16 protein-coding genes are annotated in these 17,826 nt (G+C 58.1%); 4 read left to right on the top strand and 12 right to left on the bottom strand.

Translation table 11 applies throughout. From position 1 onward, the window contains the following. Window positions 1–37 precede the first annotated feature (37 nt). Both ppnP and argG read left to right on the top strand, forming a co-directional pair. Window positions 38–364 (top strand): pyrimidine/purine nucleoside phosphorylase, encoded by a 327-nt coding sequence (gene ppnP, locus AC1DU8_RS05005; RefSeq protein ID WP_477726509.1) that lies wholly within the window; start codon window positions 38–40, stop codon window positions 362–364. A gap of 84 nt (window positions 365–448) precedes the next feature. Beyond that, entirely contained in the window at window positions 449–1,780 is a 1,332-nt protein-coding gene (gene argG / locus AC1DU8_RS05000) for an argininosuccinate synthase (protein ID WP_477726508.1), read from the top strand. 74 nt (window positions 1,781–1,854) lie between these two features. Here argG and AC1DU8_RS04995 read toward each other — a convergent pair whose 3' ends face one another. From AC1DU8_RS04995 to murB, 8 genes are all read right to left on the bottom strand, one after another. Then, window positions 1,855–2,604, bottom strand: coding sequence for a M48 family metallopeptidase (locus AC1DU8_RS04995; RefSeq protein WP_477727033.1), 750 nt, complete (start codon window positions 2,602–2,604; stop codon window positions 1,855–1,857). Window positions 2,605–2,606: 2 nt separating this feature from the next. Further along, on the bottom strand, window positions 2,607–5,906 hold the full coding sequence (locus AC1DU8_RS04990; RefSeq protein ID WP_477726507.1) for a type I restriction endonuclease subunit R: 3,300 nt from the start codon (window positions 5,904–5,906) through the stop codon (window positions 2,607–2,609). Then, a complete protein-coding gene (locus AC1DU8_RS04985; RefSeq protein ID WP_477726506.1) occupies window positions 5,903–7,129 on the bottom strand; it encodes a restriction endonuclease subunit S in 1,227 nt (408 codons plus the stop codon). Before AC1DU8_RS04985 ends, AC1DU8_RS04990 begins: the two co-directional genes overlap by 4 nt. Then, window positions 7,129–8,175 (bottom strand): virulence RhuM family protein, encoded by a 1,047-nt coding sequence (locus AC1DU8_RS04980; protein WP_477726505.1) that lies wholly within the window; start codon window positions 8,173–8,175, stop codon window positions 7,129–7,131. The genes AC1DU8_RS04985 and AC1DU8_RS04980 overlap by 1 nt, the downstream gene beginning before the upstream one ends. Then, the gene (locus AC1DU8_RS04975; protein WP_477726504.1) at window positions 8,168–9,772 is read right to left on the bottom strand and encodes a type I restriction-modification system subunit M; all 1,605 of its coding nucleotides are present in this window, start codon (window positions 9,770–9,772) and stop codon (window positions 8,168–8,170) included. Before AC1DU8_RS04975 ends, AC1DU8_RS04980 begins: the two co-directional genes overlap by 8 nt. A gap of 34 nt (window positions 9,773–9,806) precedes the next feature. Further along, entirely contained in the window at window positions 9,807–10,403 is a 597-nt protein-coding gene (locus AC1DU8_RS04970) for a restriction endonuclease subunit S (protein WP_477726503.1), read from the bottom strand. 214 nt (window positions 10,404–10,617) lie between these two features. Further along, entirely contained in the window at window positions 10,618–11,475 is an 858-nt protein-coding gene (locus AC1DU8_RS04965; protein WP_477726502.1) for a glycine-rich domain-containing protein, read from the bottom strand. Next, window positions 11,475–12,539, bottom strand: a complete 1,065-nt coding sequence (gene murB, locus AC1DU8_RS04960) for a UDP-N-acetylmuramate dehydrogenase (RefSeq protein ID WP_477726501.1) — start codon at window positions 12,537–12,539, stop codon at window positions 11,475–11,477. Before murB ends, AC1DU8_RS04965 begins: the two co-directional genes overlap by 1 nt. 45 nt (window positions 12,540–12,584) lie before the next feature. Between murB and AC1DU8_RS04955 the strand changes: the two genes are divergently transcribed. Together AC1DU8_RS04955 and AC1DU8_RS04950 are read left to right on the top strand one after the other, a co-directional pair. Further along, window positions 12,585–13,070 carry a YajQ family cyclic di-GMP-binding protein gene (locus tag AC1DU8_RS04955; RefSeq protein ID WP_348050062.1) on the top strand — a complete coding sequence of 162 codons (486 nt, stop codon included), beginning with the start codon at window positions 12,585–12,587 and terminating at the stop codon, window positions 13,068–13,070. A 7-nt stretch (window positions 13,071–13,077) separates the two neighbouring features. After that, a complete protein-coding gene (locus AC1DU8_RS04950) occupies window positions 13,078–13,755 on the top strand; it encodes a retropepsin-like aspartic protease family protein (protein ID WP_477726500.1) in 678 nt (225 codons plus the stop codon). Between the two features lie 25 nt (window positions 13,756–13,780). Here the strand turns inward: AC1DU8_RS04950 and plsY are convergent, their stop codons facing one another. The 4 genes from plsY to AC1DU8_RS04930 are packed head-to-tail and all read right to left on the bottom strand — an operon-like array spanning window position 13,781 to window position 17,726. After that, window positions 13,781–14,419, bottom strand: coding sequence for a glycerol-3-phosphate 1-O-acyltransferase PlsY (gene plsY, locus AC1DU8_RS04945; protein ID WP_477665531.1), 639 nt, complete (start codon window positions 14,417–14,419; stop codon window positions 13,781–13,783). A 36-nt stretch (window positions 14,420–14,455) separates the two neighbouring features. Continuing rightward, entirely contained in the window at window positions 14,456–14,968 is a 513-nt protein-coding gene (locus AC1DU8_RS04940; RefSeq protein ID WP_477726499.1) for an aminoacyl-tRNA deacylase, read from the bottom strand. Next, complete coding sequence (locus tag AC1DU8_RS04935; protein WP_477726498.1) at window positions 14,965–16,656, bottom strand: OmpA family protein; 1,692 nt, start codon at window positions 16,654–16,656, stop codon at window positions 14,965–14,967. Before AC1DU8_RS04935 ends, AC1DU8_RS04940 begins: the two co-directional genes overlap by 4 nt. A gap of 8 nt (window positions 16,657–16,664) precedes the next feature. Then, window positions 16,665–17,726, bottom strand: coding sequence for an aldo/keto reductase (locus AC1DU8_RS04930; RefSeq protein ID WP_477726497.1), 1,062 nt, complete (start codon window positions 17,724–17,726; stop codon window positions 16,665–16,667). Window positions 17,727–17,826 lie beyond the last annotated feature (100 nt).

Genomic DNA, 17,826 nt, shown 5'->3' with positions numbered 1-17,826 from the left:
CTTTTCGTCTCCTCCCGCCTCTTTTCAGCACCTTCCCATGCCTACCGAAAAAATCGACAACATCAGCGTGACCACCAAGGCCAACGTCTACTTTGACGGCAAATGCGTGAGCCACGGCATCACGCTGGCCGACGGCACCAAAAAATCGGTCGGCGTGATCCTGCCGGCCACCCTGACCTTCAACACCGGCGCGCCCGAAATCATGGAATGCGTGGCCGGAGCCTGCGAATACAAGCTGGCCGGCAGCGACAGCTGGGTGAAGTCTTCGGCAGGCGAAAAATTCAGCGTGCCCGGCAATGCCAAATTCGAGATTCGCGTGGCCGACGGTGAAGCCGCCTACCACTACATCTGCCACTTCGGTTAAAGCGTCAAGATCCCAAACTGCTCCTTTTTTCATAGCTGCTCGCGCAGGTTCTGCAAGGGCTACAGCGATATTCAGGCCTAAAACATGTCCAATACCATTCTGCAAAACATCCCCGCCGGCCAAAAAGTCGGCATCGCGTTCTCTGGCGGCCTGGACACCAGCGCCGCGCTGTTGTGGATGAAGCAGAAGGGCGCCCTGCCCTATGCCTATACCGCCAACCTGGGCCAGCCCGACGAAGCCGACTACGACGAGATCCCGCGCAAGGCCATGGAATACGGCGCCATCAAGGCGCGCCTGGTCGACTGCCGCCCACAGCTCGCCGCTGAAGGCATTGCCGCGCTGCAAAGTGGCGCCTTCCACATCACCACCGCCGGCGTCACCTACTTCAACACCACGCCACTGGGCCGCGCCGTCACTGGCACCATGCTGGTGTCTGCCATGAAGCAGGACGACGTGAACATCTGGGGCGACGGCTCTACCTTCAAAGGCAACGACATCGAGCGCTTCTACCGCTACGGCCTGCTGACCAACCCCGCGCTGAAGATTTACAAACCCTGGCTGGACCAGCAATTCATCGACGAACTGGGTGGCCGCGCCGAGATGAGTGCGTTCATGACGGCCAACGGCTTTGGCTACAAGATGAGTGCCGAGAAGGCCTACAGCACCGACAGCAACATGCTGGGCGCCACGCACGAAGCCAAAGACCTGGAAAACCTCAACAGCGGCATCAAAATCGTCAACCCCATCATGGGCGTGCCCTTCTGGAAGGACGACTGCATCGTCAAGGCCGAAGAAGTGAGCGTGACCTTTGAAGAAGGCCGCCCCGTCGCGCTGAACGGCGTCGCATACCCCGACCTGGTGAGCCTGATCCTCAAGGCCAACGAAATCGGCGGCCGCCACGGCCTGGGCATGAGCGACCAGATCGAAAACCGCATCATCGAAGCAAAGAGCCGCGGCATCTACGAAGCCCCCGGCCTCGCGCTGCTGTTCATCGCCTACGAGCGCCTGGTCACCGGCATCCACAACGAAGACACCATCGAGCAGTACCGCGACAACGGCCGCAAGCTGGGCCGCCTGCTGTACCAGGGCCGCTGGTTCGACAGCCAGGCCATCATGCTGCGCGAAACCGCCCAACGCTGGATCGCCAGCGCCATTACCGGCACCGTGACGATGGAACTGCGCCGGGGTAACGACTATTCGCTGCTGAACACCGAATCGCCGAACCTGACCTATGCGCCTGAGCGTCTGAGCATGGAGAAGGTGGAGGACGCGCCGTTCTCGCCGCTGGACCGTATTGGGCAACTCACGATGCGCAATCTGGATATCACCGACACCCGCGCCAAGCTGGGGATTTATTCCAATGCTGGGATGTTGGAGTTGGGCAAGGGGGATGACTTTTTGAAGCTTGGGAAGTAAGCCGGTTCAGCCCTCCCATAAAGACAAAGCCCGCGAAAGCGGGCTTTGTCTTTGGTGGCCTAGTTCTTTCAACCTCACATTCGGAAAACGTCTTCCGCCATATTGTCCAACTTCATCTTGATTTCACGCCAGCGTGGCATATGCCTATCCAGTGTTTGATAGAACTTGGGGCTATGGTTATGGTGCAGCAAGTGGCACAGCTCATGCAACAACACATAGTCAATACATTCGCGCGGTGTTTTAACCAGAAGGGGATTCAACGTAATGCGGCCCGTCGGCGAACAACTTCCCCACTGCACTGTCATGAACTGAAGGCGCGTAGGAGGAAGCTGCTTCACCCAGCGCAGTGGTGCAGCTACAGCGGCGAGGCGATCAGCAAACAGTTCACGAGCACGCAAGCGGTACCATTCCTCCAGGGCTGCCCGAACCATAGCCGGCGAGCGCTCTGGCACTGTCACGACAACAAAAGCTCCGCGCATGCGAGCCTGGGGCGCTGACTTGGCCTGTACGACTACCTTCAGCCGATAACGCCGCCCCAGGTAGTGCAACGACTCACCGCTCACATATTCGCGTGGAAGTACATGTGCCAAGCGTTGCATCGCCGCGCCAACGTGCTGACTAATCCAGCGAGACCGCTTTTTCACAGCGGTCAATACTGCGTCCAAAGGCGCGGCGTCTGGTGCATCCACCAGTACGCGGCCGTCCGGTTCCACATGAATTGCCACGCGCGTCACCGTCCGCGATGGCTGGCGACGCAAACTGAAGGCGATCACCTCATCACCGTAGCTAAGGTGATGCTGGGACAAACGCTCAGATACCAGCATGTTCACGATTTACTCAAACCAACGCGAGCGATCTGAATGACCTGTTCCACCACCAGCTTGGCATTGTCTAAGCCCAGCGTGCCAAACAACAAGGGCAATAAGCCCTTGCGAATTGCGGTTTCGATGTTCTGCGGATTCAGCGAGTTCTCGGCAACCGCATCGCGCACCACGACGTCCATGGCGACGGCCTGTTGAACCAATGTGTCGTGCGCGTCTTTGTCGAGGCCGGCAAAGGCCTCGTCGCCCAAGACCAGGCGCGTCGCACCGAAATAGGCTTTGGCATGCGGCTTGTCTGCCAGTGCGTCGGGGATGCCAGGTATTGCGCGCGCTTCCAGCTTCTGCGCAAACTCCTTAAACAAGGCGTACTGCTTGAGCGGATGGTCGAACATGGCTTCGGCCTCGGCAATGGCTTGCTTCAGTAACTCGCCAAACACCTTTTGTGCGTAGGGGTCGCCCGCCAGTTCCTGCTCAATGGTTTTTCGGAGGCGGGTGCGGATCATGTCCGTCTCGTTACGCGTCTTTTCTTCGGACCAATTTTTCGGGTCTTCCGCCTTGCCCAACTGGTGGACCAGATACACACCCTCGGGCTCACGCACTTCGGTGCCAATCACCTGCTTGTCCACCAGCTTGCGGATTTGCTCTTCGTACGTGCTGTAGTCCACGGTCTCCATGGCATCGCGCCGCGCCGTCTGCCGTAGTTCTGAAAAGAAACCCAGATCCGATTTGTACCTGGCAATCAGGCTTTCGGAAAAACTCTTGTCTTCAAAGAAGCTGCGAGAAGACAGGGCCGTCTGCAAGCAAAGGCCAAACGCGGTCAGCGCCTCATAAAAGTCGTCGCGCAGCTTTTGACGTTCGTCATAGTCTTCGCCATCAACGCCTTTGACAAACTTGGGCGTCAACGCCTGCCGATACTGCTCGCGGTCCAGGCGGTTTTCTACACTCTTGAAAAACGACCACAGTCTGTCGTGCAAGGCTGGCAAGCGTTTGTATTCGGTACTGAACTGCTGGTACAGCCCCTCGATATCCGCCATATCAAAACCACCCTGGGTACGAGTCTCCAGATCCTGGTAAGCGCGAATAGCCGTATCCAGCTCTTTCAAGATGCCCCGGTAGTCCACCAGCACGCCATATCGCTTGGCATCATGCAGGCGGTTCACACGCGCTACGGCCTGAATCAGGTTGTGGCCTTTGAGTGGTTTGTCGATGTACAGCACCGCATTGCGGGGTTCATCAAACCCGGTCAACAACTTGTCCACCACGATCAGCAAGTCCGGCTCACCGTCTGTGCCAAAATCGCTGACGACCTGTTTCTCATACGCTTCCAGGTCCGCATAAGAAGCCATGTTCTGCTTCCACCACTTTTGCACTTCCGGTAGCTTGTCCTCGTCGACGTCCGAATTGCCCTCACGCGTGTCCGGTGGCGAGATGATGACGACACTACTGACCAGCCCCGTGTCATCCAAGGCCTTCTTGTAGCGAATCGCGTCGAGCTTGCTGTCGGTAGCTACCTGCCCTTTCAAGCCCATGCCCAAACCCTTGATGTTTTCGCTGAAGTGGGTGGCAATGTCCCACGCAATCAGTTCGATACGGTTGGCAGCACCGTAGATAGCACCTTTCTTTGCAAACTTGCGTTTCAGGTCGGTGCGCTGCGCATCGCTCAGGTTGGCCGTGATCTTTTCAAACCAACGGTTGACTGCCTCCTCATTGATGTCCAGCTCAGGCACTCGCTCTTCGTACAACAACGGAGCCACGGTTTCATCTTCCACGGCGCGCTGCATGGTGTACGCATGGACGATAGGACCAAACTTGTTGGCGGTCTTTTCATTTTTCAGCAGAGGCGTACCGGTGAAGGCGATGTAGGCCGCCTTGGGCAAAGCCTTCTTCATGCGCTCATGCGTCTCGCCGCCATGGCTGCGATGCCCCTCGTCCACCAGCACAATCAGGTTGGGTGAGTCGTTGCGGCACTCCGGCAACTTGGATGCCGTGTTGAACTTGTGCACCAGCGTAAAAGAAATGCGCTCCGTGCCGCTGCCGATACGCTTGGCCAGATCGCGGCCCGACAAAGCCCGGCTCTTTTCGCCATCTTTCTTGATGGCAATGGCGGAGCCAAATGCACCGCTCGATATGAAGTTGCGTGAGAGTTGACCTTCCAGGTCAATCCGATCCGTCACCACGACCACACGGCATTCCTTGAGAGCATCTACCAGCAACAACGCCTTGGTCAAAAACACCATGGTGAAACTCTTGCCAGAGCCCGTGGTGTGCCACACCACACCGCCCTGCCGCCCACCGTCCGGCCGCAACTGGCGAATACGGTCCAACAGCGCGCGAATGCCAAAGAACTGCTGGTAGCGCGCGACGATCTTGCCCACCTTGCGGTCAAACAGCACAAACCCGCGCAAGAACTCCAGCAGCCGCGCCGGTGTCAACAGGCTGACCAGCAGGCGGTCCTGGTCGGTGGGCTGCATGGTTTGCGCCCACAGGGCATCAAAGTAAGCCACCAAAGTTGCGGGCTTTCCCTCGAACAACGCAGCACGCGTGCCCGGTTCCAAGGCGGTGTTTTTCCAAACGCCAATCTGCGCTTCATCAAATTCTTCTTCACGCCACTTAGCCCAGAACTTGGCCGCAGTGTGCGTGGTGCCATAGCGCCCTTCGGTCTGGCTGATGGACAGCAGCAACTGCGCATAGGCAAACAGGTTGGGAATTTCGTCTGGCCGCTGGTTGCGCAGGTGTTGGCTGATGCCCTCTTCCACCATCGCCTTGGCCGGGTTGCTGCCACCTGACGATTCGGGGCGCTTGGCCTCTATCACCACGAGCGGTATGCCGTTCACATAACAAACTACATCCGGCAGCCGCGTGTGCGTGCCTTGCGCAGCCAAGACCTCCAGCTCTTCCGTCACCTCCCAGCGGTTTGCCGCTGTGTCCACCCAGTCGATCACATGAATCGTCGGTTGGTGCCTTTTGCCATCGGGCATGAACTCGGTCACCGTGATACCCAAAGCCAGCTTCCCATACAGCCGCTCGTTGGCGGGCAATAGACCTTCTGCAAGACTCAGCGCCGACAGTTCTCGCACGATCTGGTCAATGCCACTGGGGGACAGCGGATACCACTCGCCCTTGTACTCATAGCGTCGGGTCTGCAGCACCTCGATCAAACGGGCCTTGAGCAGCACCTCCCGCGTGCTGCTGCGCTGGGCAAGGGCTTGGGATGTGGTGATGAAGTTCCAGCCCAAGTTGCACAACAGGTGCAGTGCGGGGACGTGAGCGCTGTACTGTTCTTTGGAGTTGGGCGTGGTGTTCATGCCATCACCTCCATTTCAGCTTCTGGCAAATGGACGCGGCGTTTGCCCGTAAGAAGCTGCGCCATCAATGCCGCTTTTTCTTGTTTCAGCTTTTGCACGTCTAACTGAAGCAATTCGAGTTGTCGATTCAGGTCTTCAAAAATTTGGCAGATCGCAATTTGTTCCTGCTTGGGCGGAAGGGCTATACGCAAATGAGACAAGTCACCGACTGAGAGATGGACTATGGTTGCCCCCTGCGCACGCGCTGCAATTTCCTTCCTCTTGGAATACGAGAGCGTGTAAGCCAAGAACTCCGAGGTAACGCGCTCTATATTTGGCCGCAAAACTATTGCATCACCACCAATCGACACGTCGTTAACAAGCAAAGCAGAGGCTTTTGCCAAGTCTTCAGCGACCGTGGTTGTTGCCGTTGGGATCAACACATCCCCACAAATCCCCTGAAAGCCTTGTGTCGAGTTTGTCGTGCTTACAACTTGCCGAATTACTTCTCCATAGGTTGTGAAAAGTTCCCCATAAAGAATGCACGACCGTGCCCCATCATTGATCAGGTCTATTTTTGCCAATCCGCCGCCTTTGTGAAAGGCGCATAGATCTTTCAACATTACATTTTTCCAGGCAATATTGCACCCAACCAATCTACGACTTCCAGACAAGAGAGCAGCTATCAATACCGCTTTTTCCTGGAGGGTATTTGCTTTCAATCGCTGGGTCGCTGCTATGGCTTGATCCCAAGTAGTGAGGATGTTGGCAATGCGGCGTTGCTCCTTGTAGGGAGGCACCGGAACCGCCACACCTTTTAGGATCCCGCCGCTCAGGTTCTTCTGGGTACCCGCGTTGCCAAGCTCACGCAGCTCGTCGTACTGGGATGATAAGTATTGAAAGTAGAAATCGGGGTCGCTGTCCTCGGTGAGCAGGATTGCGGCACAAGCCTGATTCGTGGCTGCCTCAATCGCCAGCTTGGCCATTTGCCCCCGCGTCTTGCCTTGCCCGTACATGGCCATTAGCAAAGTGCCAGGTGGAAACAACTTGGCTGAAGAGTTCTTGAGCCCCGTCTCCGTGATCTTTTCAATCGTATCGGTTATGGTGTTGAACTGGATTTCTCCTGTTGTCACCCACGGCACGTCGCCACGCCAATATTCCGGCTTGGCTCGATCAGGCGTGCCTCCTGAACTGATACGTGCAATGTCGCCCAGCGTAGATCGGTGCCAACCTTTAGGAAGCATTACGCCCCTCCCTTCTTGGTCAATTGCTTTTCAGCCTGCTCAAGCTCTTTCATGTCCACGCTATCTGCTTCGATGGATTCAACTTTGCGCCGTTGCTCATCAAACTCTTCATAACGCCCGTGCACGATCTTCAACATGGCGTCGTGGCTCATGTTGCCCACTCCTTTGAGCAAGGGGCTTTCGTTGAACTGAATGAAGTTGTCCACGTATTGCCGCCAGTCGGCCATCGTCAGTTGTTTGCGCTGGCTGGTGCGCAACTCAGCAAATTCCAGAAATAACGTGACGATTCGGTTCAGGTGGTTGATCTCTTCAGCATTGAGGTAATTCTTGGCGACGATGACATCCGTCTTGCGCACACGGCCTGCCTTCCATGCGGTGAGTGCCATGTTGGGCTGCGCTGGGTCTGCGCGTTTGACAATGATTTCTGCGGCAGTGTGTTGGGTGACGGCGTACAGCATCTTGTTTTGCACTTCGGCAAAGAAGTGGCCCACCGTTTCGGCGTTGTCTTTGTAGTCCACTGACAAGGCAAACAGGTCGCGCACCTTTTGGTAAAAGCGCTTCTCAGAAGCGCGTATCTCACGGATGCGCTGGAGCAGTTCATCAAAGTAATCCCAGCCAACCGGGTCTTTCATGCGTTCGTCGTCCAGGACGAAGCCTTTGACCATGTATTCACGCAAGTGAGTGGTTGCCCACTGACGGAACTGGGTGCCGCGCGGTGATTTGACCCGGTAGCCCACAGCCAGGATCATGTCCAGGTTGTAGAGCTTGACGGCACGTTTGACCTGCCGTTTTCCCTCCAATCGAACTATTAAGTCTTCTTTAATAGTTGCTTCGGGCTGCAATTCGCCCTCTTCCAGCACGTTTTTGATGTGGATATTGACGTTGGGTACCGAGGTTTGAAACAGCTCGGCAAGCTCCATCTGGGTCAGCCATACCGTGCCGCCCTGCGCCCGAAGGAAGAAAGTGGTGGTGCCGTCTTCAGACGCATACAAAACCAACTCACCCTGGCCGGTGGCTTGATCAGTGGGCTCGGTGGTATCACTCATAACCCAACTCCTTCAAATACACAGCCATCTGTGCCTCAAGAGTCGCTAACTCGGCCTTGAGTTGCTCGCGCTCCTTGCGCACAGCCATGAGGTCAATCTCTGCCTCTTCCTCAAAAGTGTCCACATAGCGCGGAATGTTGAGGTTGAAATCGTTCTCGGCAATCTCGGCAGGAGTAGCCAGGTGGGCGTATTTATCTGACCCCTGCCGTGTGAATGCAGTGCTCAGGATGCGTTGCAAGTCGGACTCGCGCAGGTAGTTCTGGTTTTTACCTGCTTCGAAGTCGCGGCTGGCATCAATGAACAGCACCTTGTCATCCGTCTTGTTCTTGCGGAACACCAGGATGGCGGCGGGAATACCGGTGCCGTAGAACAGTTTTTCGGGCAGGCCGATCACCACGTCGAGCAGGTTTTCTTCAATCAGCTTTTGGCGGATACGCCCCTCGGCTGCGCCACGGAACAACACGCCATGCGGCACCACCACCGCCATGCGCCCGGTGCTAGGTTTCATGACTTCAATCATGTGGAGGATGAAGGCATAGTCACCCTTGGTGCGCGGAGGCACGCCACGGCGGAAGCGGCTGTACTGGTCAGCTTCTGCCCCTTCGTGACCCCACTTCTCCAGGCTGAAGGGTGGATTGGCAACCACGATGTCGAAGTGCTTCAGGCTAACTGGCTTCAACTTTTGCAATGCCTGCTTAGGTTTTCCAGCAACAGAAAAGAATGACTCCTTCTGAGTTTCTCCGTCAAGCAACTTGGGGTTGCGAATGGTGTCGCCCCACTCGATGCGGTGGTTGTCCTCGCCATGCAAAAACATGTTCATCTTGGCCAGCGCCCAGGTGCTGCCAATGGCTTCTTGCCCATACAGCGCGTATTTGCGGGACCCCGTGTTGTCGCGAATCAAGCGGCCGCATTTCATAAGCAGGGAGCCTGAGCCGCAGGTGGGATCGCAAATCTCATCACCCTCTTGCGGGTTCATCAGCCGCGCCATCAGTGATGACACCTCGGGTGGCGTGTAGAACTCACCGGCTTTTTTGCCGCTGGTGGAGGCAAAGTTCTTGATGAGGTATTCGTAGGCGTTGCCAATCACATCCAACTGGCCAACGCGGCTGGGACGCAAGTCCAGCGCAGGCTTGGCAAAGTCTTCCAGCAGGTGGCGCAGGATGTCGTTCTTCTGCTGTTCATCACCCAGTTTGTTCTGGTTGAAGCTGATGTCCTGAAACACATCGCGCAGCTTGGTGATGTTGGCTTCTTCAATAGCGTGCAAGGCCTTATCAATGCGTTCGCCATTGCCTGGGCTGTGCCTCAAGCTATGCAAGGCGTAGAAGCTGGCTTTAGGGGGTAGCACAAATCGCTCGTTTTTGAGCATTTCCTCAATCAACTTCGGATGGTCGCCGTATTGCTTTTTGTAGGTGTCGTAATGGTCTTGCCAGACATCCGACACATATTTGAGGAAAAGCATGGTCAGGACAAAGTCCTTATAGATGCTGGGGTCCACGGTGCCGCGGAAGGTGTCGCACGCGGCCCATACGGCGGCGTTGATCTCGTCTTGACTGACTGAAGATGCCGAGGAAGTTTTGGTTGTAGTGGTGTCGTTCATAGCGGTTTATGTTTGTAGGTTTCTCTGCAAATATTTAGGTCGAAGCCTGGAACAGGCTGTCGGCGAGCACATTCAGTTGCTGCTCACGGTTGCGAATGAGTTGGGCGAGTGTTCTGCGCTCCTGGCGCGCAAGTTCAGCGATAGCGACTATGCGGAGTTGATCTGCCATTGATGGAATGCAAAGCGTCAAAGATTCCAGCACCGGCCTACGAATGCTGAGTTGACTGCTACCTTCCGCGGCCTGCTGAAGTTGCCGCTGAAAAGGGGGTTGGTTGATTTGCCACGCCAGAAAGGCTGGCATAAGCCCCGCTCGCGGCTTCACTTTCAGGTGAAAGAAGTGAGGACTGCATACGGCGGGGCTGGGAGGCTCGTCAATGCAAGCGGCGTAGAAGCGAGCGCCCTTGGAAACAAACAGGACATCCCCGGCTTTGAGCCAATCGGGCTGTTTGCGTCCCGCCAGTGTGGTGCGCGCGACGCCGGACCAAGCGACCCCATGCTCGGGATCAACATCTTTCATCTGCACAGCCAGAGCATCTCCGTCCGCCGACTCCTCGATGGAGCCCCGAAAGGGATAACCACCTCGCAAATCAGCCAATTCAGAGACAGTTAAAAAATTTGCATCAATTGACATGACGCAATATTACAGTAGTTTTCTGTAATTTGCGATTATTTTTGCGTCATTGTCATTGATGCTCATTCTTATTGCGCGGTGTCGTTAAGCGATAAAGCCTTCAATAGTGGCCAGGACGCCCATCTGACGTGCGCCAGCAGCTATGAAAAACATAGCAAACGTAAAAAACCGCCTTCGGGCGGTTTTTGATGGCTTTTCGTCCCTCGGCCACGCGCTAGTCGCCACCCCCGCCACAACCTCCGCCGCATCCACCACCGTCGCTACCGCCATCACTGCCTGCGTCACTGGAGTTACTGCTACTGCTGTCGGAGCCGCCGAACCCATCCGCGTCGCCGCTGTAGCTGCCGTCGGAAAAGCTTTCGCCGCAATAAGCGCCCGCTGAACCGCCTGTTCCGTCGTCGCGCTGGGGCTGGCTGCAGTCGGGCAGGTAATGAAAGCCGTTGGGGATCGCCAGCTTCGCGTCCAGGGCAAAGAGCAGCGGCAGGCGGCTGGGGGAGCGCGGCTTGATGGCCTCGTCGCGGCAGGCCCAGTACCAGGCGCGCCGCAGGCCGTCGTTGCTGGAAGCGCGGCTGCCCAGCACTTCAGCCGGCACATGGTCCATGAAGCGGCCCAGCACCAAGTCACACCACTCACGGTAGGCGCGCGTGTGCAGAATGAATTCGTGCCACATGCTGTCGACCACGCGCGACGGCATGGCCACAAACTTGCCCTTGCTGCGCACGCAGGCCAGGAAAAACTGCCGAAGCCCGCGCTCGACCAGCTCGGTGTCTTTTGCACTTAAGTGCGGATAGGTATCGCGCAGCTTGCGCTTGAGGAACTGCGGCAGCGGCGCCTCGCGCACCAGGCGTTCGCGTTCACGCGTTGCCCACACAGCCAGCACCACCATGGCGGCGACCAGCCCGAATATTCCGGTTGCCAGCCCCGTCGGCTTGCGCCAGCCGGCCTCGCCGGCCATCATCAGCACCACCCAGAGGATGACCAGCACGATCGCAAGCTGCCGCGCATGGCGCAGCACCAGGCGGCGCCAGAGCGCGATGTCGGGCCCGGTGTAGACCTTTGCGGCGGTCGCCATCAGACCACCACCGGTTCAGGCTCCAGCAGGATGCCAAAGCGTTCGTACACACTGGTCTGGATGGCCTTGGCCAGCGTCATGACCTCACCGCCCGTGACCGGGTCGGCCGTACCGCCGCGGTTGACCAGCACGAGCGCCTGTTTTTCATAGACACCGGCATTGCCGATGGTCTTGCCCTTCCAGCCGCAGGCGTCAATGAGCCATCCGGCGGCCAGTTTGACCGTGCCGTCGGCGAGGTGGTAGTGAACGATTTTGGGCTCCCTCTGGATGATGTCGGCGCACTGCTCGGGCGAGACGGTCGGGTTCTTGAAAAAGCTGCCGGCGTTGCCAATCACCTGAGGGTCAGGCAGCTTGGCTTTGCGGATTTCGCAGATCCAGTCGTAAATTTGCTGTGCGTCGGGCGCCTGGATGCCGGTCTGCGCCATTTTTTTGTCGATGTCGGCATAACCCAGCACCGGCTTCCATACCTTGGGAAGGGCAAACCGTACCCGCGTGATGAACGCCTTGCCCTCCAGCCCAAAACCATGGGTGGCCGACTCCGGCGCCGAACTGCTGTGCTTGAACACCGAGTCACGGTAGCCGAACGCGCATTGCGCGGCATTCAGGGTAAATGGCTGGCCTGTCGTCAAATCGATGGCGTCGAGCGACTCAAAGCGGTCTTGCAGCTCCACGCCATAGGCGCCGATGTTCTGCACCGGTGAGGCACCGACCGTTCCGGGAATTAATGCCAGGTTTTCCAGGCCCGGGTAGCCGTTTTGCAGCGTCCAGGTGACAAGGTCGTGCCAGTTTTCACCGGCGCCGGCCTCGATGATCCAGGCTTTGGCGTCTTCCCGGAGCAGCCGTTTACCCATGATTTCGACCTTGAGCACCAGCGGCTTGACGTCGCCGGTCAGCACGATATTGCTTCCGCCGCCCAGCACAAACTTGGGGGCAGCCTTCAGGGCCGGGTCCTGCAAAGCCGCGGCAATATCGGCCTCCCTGGCCACCCGCACCAGGCTGAGCGCCTTGGCGACGATGCCAAAGGTGTTGGAATGCTGGAGTGGAACGTTTTTCTCGACTAACATCCGGGTGATTGTCTCACCCCAACCCCCGTAAAAAAGACTTGCACCATGCCCTCTTTCGACACCGTTCTTGAAGCCGATCTGGTCAAGGTCAAAAACGCCGTGGAAAACACCTCCAAGGAAGTCGGCAATCGCTTTGACTTCAAGGGCACCTCGGCCTCCATCGAACTGAAGGACAAGGACATCATCCTCGTCGGCGACGGCGACTTCCAGATCGACCAGATCAATGACATCCTGCGCTCCAAGCTCGCCAAGGCAGGCGTTGACGTACGCTTTCTGGACACCGGCAAGATTGAGAAAATCGGCGGCGACAAGGTCAAGCAGACCAACAAGGTCCGCAATGGCATCGACACCGAAACCGCCAAGAAGATCCAGGCCGCCATCAAGGCCAGCAAACTCAAGGTGCAGGCCGCCATCCAGGAAGAAAAAGTCCGCGTCACGGGCGCCAAGCGCGACGACCTGCAGGCCGCCATGGCGCTGATCCTGTCGGAGATGAAGGACTTTCCGCTGAGTTTTGACAACCGTCGCGATTAGGATTGCCATGAATCTTCTGCCTGCCCTCACCCAAGCAGCATTTTTGCTGTCCGCGACTTTGCTGCTGCACGGCGCCGCCCGGGCACAGAGCGAAGGCCAATCCGTGGCGCTGGCCGGCATGATGGGCACCAAGGCCCTGCTGGTGGTCAACGGCGGTTCACCCAAGAGTGTCGCGCCCGGTGAAACACACCAGGGCGTAAAGATTATTTCCACCACCAGCGATCAGGCTGTCATCGAGCAGTCCGGCAAGCGGCACACGCTGCGGGTGGGCGATGCGCCGGTGAACTCCGGCGGCAGCACCGCCTCAGCAGGACGAGGCACCCGTATCACCATTACCGAGAGCGGCGGCGGCCACTTCATGACGGCCGGGCAGATCAACGGAAAGGCCGTGCAGTTCATGGTTGACACCGGTGCGACCAGCATTGCCATGAGCGCGTCGGATGCGGAGCGCTCTGGCATTAACTACAAAGACGGGCAGCCTGTGCGCATGTCCACAGCCAACGGCACCACGCAAGGCTACCGGGTCAAGCTCAACTCGGTACGTGTGGGTGACGTGGAGGTCTTTGACGTGGATGCAGTCGTCATACCGCAACCGATGCCTTTTCTGCTGCTGGGCAACAGTTTTTTATCACGCTTTCAGATGAAACGCGACAACAACCTCATGACGCTGGACAAGCGTTATTAGCCCTCGCGGTGCGTTGCCGGCCGGGCTATTTGGTGGCTTGTTTTGAACCACCCAGCTTCGACTCCGTTCCCTTGATCAGCTTGTTGATGTTCTCGCGGTGGCGATAGATCAGGAGCGCACTGACAACGACCATCATGGCCAGCAGGCTCTTGTCGACATACCAGGCGGCCCGGTCGCCAAAGAGGTAATACAGCGGCGAAAAAACGGCCGCCACCAGTGATGCCAACGAGGAATAGCGCGAAAAGAAGGCGACGATCACCCAGGTTGCCAGCGTGGCAACACCCAACACCCAGCTGACGCCCAGCAACACGCCCGCCGCCGTCGCGACACCCTTGCCACCCTTGAACTGGAAAAACACCGGATAGAGGTGCCCCAGGAAAGCCGCCAGCCCGACGGCGGCCATCGTGCCTTCGCCGAGGCCATAGTCACCGCCAAACCATTTGACAAGCACCACCGGCACCCAACCCTTGAGGCCGTCCAGCAGTAACGTGATTGCCGCCGCGGCCTTGCTGCCGGAACGCAGCACGTTGGTGGCGCCGGGGTTCTTGCTGCCGTAGCTGCGGGGGTCACTCAAACCCATCACCCGGCTGACGATGACAGCAAACGACAGCGAGCCGATCAGGTAAGCCAGCAAAGTCGCGCCGGCTGAATACACGTAGTCCAAATTTATCTCCCTTGTTATGTGGTGGCCACCGGCATTTCAGCCGTGGCCCGTTGCGTTGTCCAGGCTCAATGCACAACGGACTGATTTTGCACCCAGCAAGATGACACAAACCTGCGGGTCAATACCAATCAGGTAGCCCCGCCGCCCGCCGTTGATGGCGATTTTGGGCAAGGCCAGGATGCTTTCCTCGATATACACCGGCATCGCCCTGCGGGTGCCGAAAGGCGATGTGCCGCCGACCAGATAGCCGCTGTGGCGGTTGGCGACTTCGGGCTTGCACGGTTCGACTGATTTGGCGCCGATCTGCCGCGCCAGGTTTTTGGTGGAAACCTTGCGGTTGCCATGCATCAACACCAGCAAAGGTTTGGCGTCCTGGTCCTGCATGACCAGTGTCTTGACGACAGTAAAAGGATCGAAGCCAAGTACTTCGGCGCTATGCTGTGCGCCGCCGTGTTCGAGATATTCGTAGGGGTGCTCGGTGAAGTCGACCTTGTTGGCCTTAAGCAATGCGGTAGCCTGGGTTTCGCTAACGTGATCTTTGCGGCTCATGGCATCGCTTCCTTCGCTTCGAGCATCTGGATGATCCTGGCCCGGCGAGCGGCACGGTCAGCGACAAGGTCAGGCGCATTGACCTTCCTGGTCTCCTTTTCCAGCCAGCCCACATCGCAATACACGTAACACGACGGAATCTCCTGCAATGGACGTCTGCGGGCCAGAACCACAGCGCTTTCACCACGCCGCGTTGCCTCGCGGATATCAGCCCCCTCACGCAACAGTAACTCGACCACTGCTGGCGCAAGACTCTCAATGGCAACGGCCAACGCACTTCTTCCTTCCGGCGCCCATTGATGGAGAGAAATGCCGCGCCGGACAAAAGCCTCGAGCACGGCAATGCGGGTGTCTCCCAATGCGACCTCTTCAATCACCCGCCTGGGTACGTTGTCAATCGCCACGCCCTGGTCGATCAGCCAGGCACGTCCAGCGGGATTGCGCCGTGCTTTTTCGTAGTGGCCGCCGCCCGGCACGTCGACGAACCGCGCGCCGGCCGCTTTCATCGCATCAAGAACTTCCGGCCCTGCATATTCGGCGGCCATCCAGAGGGGGGTTACGTTCGTGCCATAAAGTTGATTGACGTCCAGCCCAAGGGACACCAACCAGCGCACATCTTCCACGCTTTGCATCCGGTAGGTATGGAACAAGGTTTTGCCAGAACTGCCAGACGCCCTGGGGTCAGCGCCGGCTTCAAGCAGACGCGCAACCACCGCTCTATGAGGCCCGCCTTCCACCACCGCAGGCTCCGCGCCAGCGACGTTGGGCTTCGCACCCGCAGCAAGCAGCACATTGACAACCTGGAGTAATCCGTTGCGTGCCGCGCATGTCAGGGGTGCCTCTGTATACGCATTCCGCGATGCGGTCAGAGGGCGCGCGCCCCAGGTGATCAGCAGCCGTGTGGTTTCCAGAAGTTCTTCGGCATTGGCCGGTGGAGACGGGCTCCAATGGCATAGCGCCAACACCAGAGTTTCTCCCGATGAGCCGGTCTCGCCGGGCTGGATGCCGAAATCGATCAATCTCCGCAATCCATCCACATACGCCGACACAGCCGCCCTGTGAAACACCAGCCGTCGATCGTTGGCGCTCAGATGGAAGCCATTGGCAGGCAACAGCAGTGCATCAAGGAGATTCACGCGCCGCTTGTCTATCGCCAGCAACAGCGGCTCGTGTGGCCTGATCCATCCTTCACGAATTTGCGCGCGCGCTATTGTCAGTGCCTGTGCCAACGGTAAATCCAGCACGTCCCGCTGCCATTGCGGGCTGCAGTTCTGGGGCTTGCCGTCGACCATGCGCGTACCCACAAGCTCCCATTCCGCGCGCTGGTTTTCTACGGGGTCGCGGGACACAGGCTGGCTGAACCCCTTAGCCTCAATATAGATGCGCTTGGGGTCCACGCCCATTGCAATCAATTCAGTCTTGATCGCAGCCGCCCTTCTATTGGACAGCTCTTGAGGCAATCGCTCCTTCGCACTCGCATGGCCAACCACAATCATCACTTCAAAGTTGATGTTTTGCGAGAGGCAGCGCATCCGATCCAGTTGTTTGCGATGAAGTTCCGAAAGCGTAGCAGAGCCCGCATCCCAGGCGAGCGTTCCACCGTAGCTGTCTTTTTCGGGGGACAACGCCCAGCTCGCCGGCGCCGACACCAGCAATGCCACGCAAGCAAACCACAGCCGAAGTGTCACTGGAGACCTCAAAGCGCCGGGTCGCGCATTTCCCAGCGAATCTTGTCGATCTCGGCCAGCACTTCCGGCGTGAGCTTGGTGCCCCAGGCATCCAGGTCTTCGTCCAGTTGCGCGACCGTCGTCACGCCGATGATGGTGCTGGCGACTTGCCACTTGGTGTAGCAGAACGCCAGCGCCAGCTGGGTCGGGGTCAGCTTGTTGTCACGCGCCAGCGCGTTGTAGCGCCGGGCGGCGGCCAGTGCCTCGGGGCGGCCCCAGCGTTGTTTGCGCACCGACTCGAATTTTGCGATGCGTGCATCTTTGGGCGCGGCCGGGCCTTCAGTGCCGGACTGGTCGTATTTGCCTGTGAGCAAGCCGAAGCCCAGGGGCGAATAAGCCAGCAACGAGACACCCAGGCGGTGCATGGTTTCGTCCAGGCCGTTTTCCACCGTGCGGTTGACGAGGCAGTATGGGTTCTGCACGGAGGCCACACGCGGCAAACCGTGCTGCTCGGCGAGGCGCACAAACTCGTGCACGCCATACGGGGTTTCGTTGGAAAGCCCGATAAAACGCACCTTCCCGGCTTTCACCAAAGCACCGAGTGCCTCGAGCTGCTCATGGATCGACGTGGCAGAGCGCTCTTGCGCAGGGTTGTAATACAGCGCGCCAAACGCCGGCACGTGGCGTTCAGGCCAGTGAATCTGGTAGAGGTCGATGACATCGGTCTTCAGCCGCTTCAGGCTGGCATCGCACGAAGCCAGAATGTCTTGAGCCGTCATGCCGCTGCCTTCACGCACCCAGGGCATGCCGCGCGAAGGTCCGGCTACCTTGGTGGCAAGCACCAGCTTGTTGCGTGCCGAAGGATTTTTGGCGAACCAGTTGCCGATGATGGTTTCGGTCGAACCGCAGGTCTCGGCGCGCGCCGGCACCGAATACATTTCGGCGGTGTCGAGAAAGTTGACGCCGCGCTCCAGTGAGCGGTCCAGGATGGCATGAGACGTGGGCTCATCCACCTGCTCGCCGAATGTCATGGTACCCAGGCAAATGGGGGTCACGTGAAGGTCGCTGGAGCCGAGTTGAACTTTATTCATGGAGGAGTCACATGTGAGATTGAAGAGGCCGTACGACAGCAAAAACGCTGTGACGGAATTCACGGAATTGACAAAACGGCTAGTTTAAGGTCTCCGTAAA

It is taken from the genome of Polaromonas sp. P3_A5, assembly GCF_056403055.1.
The sequence above is the reverse complement of the archived record's forward strand: the minus strand, read 5'-3'. Positions and strand labels throughout refer to the sequence as shown.

Bases quoted from the DNA above. Each gene is read 5' to 3' on its own strand.
- ppnP (WP_477726509.1), top strand. From the start codon at position 38: ATGCCTACCGAAAAAATCGACAACATCAGCGTGACCACCAAGGCCAAC.
- argG (WP_477726508.1), top strand. From the start codon at position 449: ATGTCCAATACCATTCTGCAAAACATCCCCGCCGGCCAAAAAGTCGGC.
- AC1DU8_RS04995 (WP_477727033.1), bottom strand. From the start codon at position 2,604: ATGCTGGTATCTGAGCGTTTGTCCCAGCATCACCTTAGCTACGGTGAT.
- AC1DU8_RS04990 (WP_477726507.1), bottom strand. From the start codon at position 5,906: ATGAACACCACGCCCAACTCCAAAGAACAGTACAGCGCTCACGTCCCC.
- AC1DU8_RS04985 (WP_477726506.1), bottom strand. From the start codon at position 7,129: ATGCTTCCTAAAGGTTGGCACCGATCTACGCTGGGCGACATTGCACGT.
- AC1DU8_RS04980 (WP_477726505.1), bottom strand. From the start codon at position 8,175: ATGAGTGATACCACCGAGCCCACTGATCAAGCCACCGGCCAGGGTGAG.
- AC1DU8_RS04975 (WP_477726504.1), bottom strand. From the start codon at position 9,772: ATGAACGACACCACTACAACCAAAACTTCCTCGGCATCTTCAGTCAGT.
- AC1DU8_RS04970 (WP_477726503.1), bottom strand. From the start codon at position 10,403: ATGTCAATTGATGCAAATTTTTTAACTGTCTCTGAATTGGCTGATTTG.
- AC1DU8_RS04965 (WP_477726502.1), bottom strand. From the start codon at position 11,475: ATGGCGACCGCCGCAAAGGTCTACACCGGGCCCGACATCGCGCTCTGG.
- murB (WP_477726501.1), bottom strand. From the start codon at position 12,539: ATGTTAGTCGAGAAAAACGTTCCACTCCAGCATTCCAACACCTTTGGC.
- AC1DU8_RS04955 (WP_348050062.1), top strand. From the start codon at position 12,585: ATGCCCTCTTTCGACACCGTTCTTGAAGCCGATCTGGTCAAGGTCAAA.
- AC1DU8_RS04950 (WP_477726500.1), top strand. From the start codon at position 13,078: ATGAATCTTCTGCCTGCCCTCACCCAAGCAGCATTTTTGCTGTCCGCG.
- AC1DU8_RS04940 (WP_477726499.1), bottom strand. From the start codon at position 14,968: ATGAGCCGCAAAGATCACGTTAGCGAAACCCAGGCTACCGCATTGCTT.
- AC1DU8_RS04930 (WP_477726497.1), bottom strand. From the start codon at position 17,726: ATGAATAAAGTTCAACTCGGCTCCAGCGACCTTCACGTGACCCCCATT.